6 protein-coding genes are annotated in these 4,985 nt (G+C 49.4%); 1 reads left to right on the top strand and 5 read right to left on the bottom strand.

What is annotated here, in order from left to right:
* Positions 1–281: 281 nt before the first annotated feature.
* On the bottom strand, positions 282–1,940 hold the full coding sequence (locus GF617_RS26420; protein WP_049015483.1) for an FAD-dependent oxidoreductase: 1,659 nt from the start codon (positions 1,938–1,940) through the stop codon (positions 282–284).
* A gap of 161 nt (positions 1,941–2,101) precedes the next feature.
* Between GF617_RS26420 and GF617_RS26415 the strand changes: the two genes are divergently transcribed.
* On the top strand, positions 2,102–2,452 hold the full coding sequence (locus GF617_RS26415; RefSeq protein WP_000928911.1) for a helix-turn-helix transcriptional regulator: 351 nt from the start codon (positions 2,102–2,104) through the stop codon (positions 2,450–2,452).
* Positions 2,453–2,756: 304 nt separating this feature from the next.
* Here the strand turns inward: GF617_RS26415 and GF617_RS26410 are convergent, their stop codons facing one another.
* From GF617_RS26410 to GF617_RS26395, 4 genes are all read right to left on the bottom strand, one after another.
* The gene (locus tag GF617_RS26410; RefSeq protein ID WP_000043177.1) at positions 2,757–3,233 is read right to left on the bottom strand and encodes a Dps family protein; all 477 of its coding nucleotides are present in this window, start codon (positions 3,231–3,233) and stop codon (positions 2,757–2,759) included.
* A 114-nt stretch (positions 3,234–3,347) separates the two neighbouring features.
* Complete coding sequence (locus tag GF617_RS26405; protein ID WP_023135766.1) at positions 3,348–3,698, bottom strand: PaaI family thioesterase; 351 nt, start codon at positions 3,696–3,698, stop codon at positions 3,348–3,350.
* Between the two features lie 247 nt (positions 3,699–3,945).
* Positions 3,946–4,407, bottom strand: a complete 462-nt coding sequence (locus GF617_RS26400) for a NifB/NifX family molybdenum-iron cluster-binding protein (protein ID WP_000626969.1) — start codon at positions 4,405–4,407, stop codon at positions 3,946–3,948.
* Positions 4,382–4,702, bottom strand: a complete 321-nt coding sequence (locus GF617_RS26395; protein WP_001137910.1) for a DUF134 domain-containing protein — start codon at positions 4,700–4,702, stop codon at positions 4,382–4,384. Before GF617_RS26395 ends, GF617_RS26400 begins: the two co-directional genes overlap by 26 nt.
* Positions 4,703–4,985 lie beyond the last annotated feature (283 nt).

The raw sequence follows: 4,985 nt of genomic DNA, 5'->3' as shown, positions 1-4,985 counted from the left end.
AAGCAAGCCAACTTGTCGTCAAAATCGGTGTTGCAAAAACGGGAGTGACCATAGATTCGTTTTCCAAGCGGACCCCTTAATGACTAGCAGCCTGGAAGTACGCTGTGTGCCAAATCCAAAAATAGTCATTCACACCCTGAATCACTTTAAAGTGATTCAGGGTATGCGCTTATAGCTGCCATTCAAGGCGTTAATAATTTTTGTAGATTTTCTATTCCATATAATATGTTTTCAACGAATCTGGAGAAATGAAGTGCCATGTGTGTATGGCACTTCATCTCTTATTTACTCATTGACTCCGTTACCGTCTGCCAGGTTATGAAACCACCACTCAGATTATATGTCCGGAAGCCGTGAGCCTGCAGAATACGGTATGCCACATGCCCGCGCAGGCCACTCTGACATCCTATAAAAATTTCTTTATCTTTAGGCAATTTTCCAAGGTTTTCCCGCAGGGAATCAAGAGGGATGGATAGCGCGTCAGGATATTCACCAAATTGTTTCAGTTCGGCAGGAGAGCGAATATCAAGTAAACAATAACTGCCCGGTTCCCGTTGTAACACATCGCTGACATGACATATGACCGTATCTCCTTTCATTACATTTGTCGCCACCATACCAGCCTGGTTAACGACGTCCCTTGCACTGTTAAAAGGTGGAGCATAAGTCAGCTCAAGATGTTCGAGATCGTTGACGGTAAGCCCCGCGCGCTGTGCGACAGACAGGACATCGATGCGTTTATCAACCCCTTTTTTCCCTGATGCCTGAGCCCCGAGAATTTTACCGGTATCGGGGCTGAACAGCAGTTTCAGACTGATCATCGTTGCCCCCGGGTAGTAACCGGCATGATCAGCGGCATGGACGTAAACCTTCTCGTATCGGGTGCCATGAACTTTCAGCTGCTTTTCATTCGCACCGACGCTGCCAATACTCAGCGAAAATACCTTACAAATGGATGTCCCCTGACTGCCATGGTAAAGGCTGTGACGATCTAGCATGTTATCAGCAGCAATGCGTCCCTGGCGGTTGGCGGGCCCTGCCAGAGGAAAATTAGCGGGTTCCTGAAAGACAAAGTCTGGGGTTTCAACGGCATCCCCCACGGCGTAGATGTCAGGGATACTGGTCTGCATACAGGCATTGACGCTTATGCCTCCCCGTTTACCCACTGCGAGCCCGGCTCCTGTGGCAAGGCTGTTCTCAGGTTTTACCCCGATGGCGAGAATAACCATGTCGGTCTGCAGAAACCCACCCTCAGACAGTGCAACGCGGAATCCCGTCTCTGTCCGCAGTACCTCGGTGAGCGCCGTTCTGAGACGCAGATCCACGCCATGACTCCGGATTTCCTGATGCAGGGCAGATGCCATTTCAGGATCAACCGGAGCCATAACCTGTTCCCCCATCTCCAGCAGGGTCACATTGATCCCCCGTTCGCTCAGAGCCTCCATCACTTCAAGTCCGATAAATCCCCCCCCGACAAGCGTGGTGTGAGCTACGTGATGTTGCTCAATCCACCCCAGGATAGCATCCATGTCAGTAAGATTTCGCAGCGTAAAGACACCCTCTTCCTGTAGCCCGGGCAAAGGAGGGACAACCGGAGCGGCGCCGGTACTGAGGAGCAGACGATCCCATTCTTCGCTATAGACCTCCCCTGAGGTCAGATTTTTAACCGTCACCGTTTTATTAACCGGATCCACTGACGTCACTTCATGACAGATACGGACGTCTATGTTAAAGCGGGATTTAAAATCCTCCGGGGTTTTCAGAATCAGTGACTGCCTTAAAGGAATTTTTCCGCCTATATGATAAGGTAATCCACAGTTGGCGAAAGAGACATCGCTTCCCCGTTCAAACACAACAATACTGACATCCTCTGATAACCGACGAGCTCTGGCTGCAGCGGATGCCCCGCCGGCAACACCACCAACAATCACTATTTTCATTACATCCTCTCTGTTCACCCGGGGCAAAAATGCCTGCCAGATATAATCGTTTCCCCGGGCCGGCAGGACGCTGCAGACCTGACGAACACGATGGCAAAATTACGATACCGTCAGTATACTAAATTATATTATATAAAAACACATAGTATGAGAAATCAGCAATGCTCATGAATGAAGACACAAAACGTCAGACAGATATGAAGAATGCGGCCCTGAGGGCAGCAGATGTCTTACGGGGACTGGCCAACAGCGACCGGTTGCTGTTGATGTGTCAGTTAAGCCTGGGGGAAGCGAATGTGGCCGGGCTGGAAGCGGCGGTCGGTATCACTCAGCCGACCCTGTCCCAGCAGCTGGGTGTCATGCGCCGCCTGAAGCTGGTCGAGACCCGACGGGCAGGTAAAATGGTATATTACCGTATTGAGGATAACCGTATCATGACGTTGTTAAATACCTTATATGATCTCTACTGCCCGCAGGCAGGCACCGGTAAAGGAAGCCATAACAACGAATAATATGATCCTGCTTTCCCCGTAAACCGTTTTATCCGTGCATCATTAACCCTGTTCAGGCTGTGAAATGCCAGACCGGAACCTGCGATACCTTAACGGGAAAACAACAGTGGTCCGGATATACCAGCCGATGATGCCCGTCACGGACTGTATTTCTCGTTCACGCATTCACTGATTAACCCACTGATTCAATGGTGTTTAATACTGTGACGGTCAGAAAAAACAGCCACAGGAACACGGATGATTCTGCACTGTCAGTAATAGCCTGTGGCTGACAAACCGTTTTTTCTGCTGCCACGTGGTGACATTATTCAAGCAGGCTACGCAACATCCAGGCAGTTTTCTCATGTAACTGGATACGTTGTGTAAGCAGATCTGCTGTGGCTTCATCATTCGCATTATTAACGAGCGGGAACAGGGAGCGTGCAGTTTTAACCACGGTCTCCTGGCCCTGGACAAGATTTTCAATCATGTTTTTTGCTGCCGGAATATCCTTATCTTCATTAACCGCTGTTAGACGTGAAAATTCATGATATGTGCCGGGCGCGAAGCATCCGAGCGAGCGTATACGTTCAGCGATATCATCAACGGCAGTGGCCAGCTCATTGTATTGATTTTCAAACATTAAATGTAAGCTGTTAAACATGGGGCCAGTTACATTCCAGTGATAGTAATGTGTTTTTATATACAGGGTATAGGTGTCAGCAAGAAGCCGGGACAGGCCGTCTGCAATCTCCACCCGGGATGATTCAGCAATACCAATATCAATGATTTGTTTACTCATAACTACCTCTTACACGGTTTCAGTGGAATATACGATATGCGATTATTCTTTCCGGTCTGAGCAAAACACGCCTCAAATTTTTATAATAACCAGGTACACCTGTCGTCTGTCACACTAGCGATGCGCCAGAGCAATATCCTGCGACGGAACAATGAATTTCGCCGTGGCACGTGCCACTGTCTGCTGTCCTTTTGTCAGCCATGCTTCAAGCAGGTAAATCCCCCTGCGTTGCCCAAGCAGTCTGGCACATACCATCAGTTTGTCTCCGGTACAAACGGGTGAAATGAATCTTACCGTCAGTTCAGCCGTCAGGGCTTGCACACCCTGCATGAACAAACAATGAGTCATTGCTGCATCCAGCAGGGTACTCGTCATTCCGCCATGTAAAAGACCCGTATACCCCTGATGCCTGTGATTGGCCGTGTAGTCCGCACATACAGAGCCATCCGGGTGCTCTGAAAACATTAAGTTCACCGTATCAGGGTTGTTGTCGCGGGAACTACAGACCATACAACAGGTATGGGCCTTTCTGGCATCAAGATAACAATTCATCTGTTTCTGCTCAGCGTCCGGTTGTACTGACGGGAGGCATCCGGAATTCAGTCAGCTGAGGGGCTCCCCCGGCATCATTACTGCCTCCTCCACACATTCCGGCTCCTGGTTTATACACAATACGGGTCTGATAAAAATCACCGCCCGTGATGAAATAAACTCATGAATGGCAACAGCGCCCGTTTCCGTGATGATGCTGACGCCCACCCTGGCACGCATTTTCTGCTGTGTTCCCGTCAGAGTGACAGCATTTTTTCCCTTTCGCCTCATGATGAAAGGACTGGCGTCCCTGCTCCGGCTTATTCAGTTCAGTCAGAACACGGGTATCCGGATCACACAGTTCAGTGAACAAACGACGACCACAGTCAGTCTGGTACACCGCGATCTGATGCCCCAGTAATTTACCCAGCATCCGTTCCCCGATGTTACGGACCACAACGCGGCTGACTTGCTGTTGAACCAGCAGGTCAACCAGCTTCCGTTTACCTGAACAATCTGCGCCCAGCGCGGGATTTTCTGTCCGGCTGAGCTCCACACCGCGCTCATCCACCAGGACAAGGTGACTCGCTTTGGTAAAATGATTTGCTACCCGGTCGTCATTCACTGGAATGGCTGTGATCATCTTGTGTAACTCCTTCCCTTTCAGAGTGCATTATTAAGGCCTTGCCCTGAGTGAGACAGTCCACAACCTTAAAACGGGCTGCTTTCAGGACATTGGCCAGTGTCTGCCTTGAAACCCCCATTGCAACAGCCGCTTCCTGCTGTTGCATGCCCAGTAAATCGACCAGCCGTAACGCTTCAAACTCATCTTCTTTTAAATGAACATGTTCAAGCTGGCTCATCGGTCGCGCATTGGGCTTAAAACAGGTATCCGCAGGGCGGCCACAGATGTTACGGGGAATTCTGGGTCTTGGCATGAAGGCTCCTTATTGGCATATGCTATATATACACTCATAAACTGGCATATGCAATATACTCTGCTCACCGGTGGAGAATTTTTTGCTTTACCCTGGAGTCTGTAAGTGGGCAGCAGGTCATGAGAGATGAAGAGAAAGAAAACAGATACTGTATGAGACTCAATTTAAAGTGCTGCCATAAGGGGGTCGTCTCAGAAAACGAATCTATGGTCACTCCCTCCTTCCCAGTACTATGCTGAGGACAGGCTTTCATTCGGAGAACCATCATGGAAAACATTGCGCT

Source organism: Lelliottia sp. RWM.1, assembly GCF_016859735.1.
Classification (GTDB): domain Bacteria; phylum Pseudomonadota; class Gammaproteobacteria; order Enterobacterales; family Enterobacteriaceae; genus Enterobacter.
Note: the sequence above shows the minus strand (reverse complement) of the source record. Positions and strands in the feature narration are given on the sequence as shown.

Bases quoted from the DNA above. Each gene is read 5' to 3' on its own strand.
- GF617_RS26420 (WP_049015483.1), bottom strand. From the start codon at position 1,940: ATGAAAATAGTGATTGTTGGTGGTGTTGCCGGCGGGGCATCCGCTGCA.
- GF617_RS26415 (WP_000928911.1), top strand. From the start codon at position 2,102: ATGCTCATGAATGAAGACACAAAACGTCAGACAGATATGAAGAATGCG.
- GF617_RS26410 (WP_000043177.1), bottom strand. From the start codon at position 3,233: ATGAGTAAACAAATCATTGATATTGGTATTGCTGAATCATCCCGGGTG.
- GF617_RS26405 (WP_023135766.1), bottom strand. From the start codon at position 3,698: ATGTTTTCAGAGCACCCGGATGGCTCTGTATGTGCGGACTACACGGCC.
- GF617_RS26400 (WP_000626969.1), bottom strand. From the start codon at position 4,407: ATGATCACAGCCATTCCAGTGAATGACGACCGGGTAGCAAATCATTTT.
- GF617_RS26395 (WP_001137910.1), bottom strand. From the start codon at position 4,702: ATGCCAAGACCCAGAATTCCCCGTAACATCTGTGGCCGCCCTGCGGAT.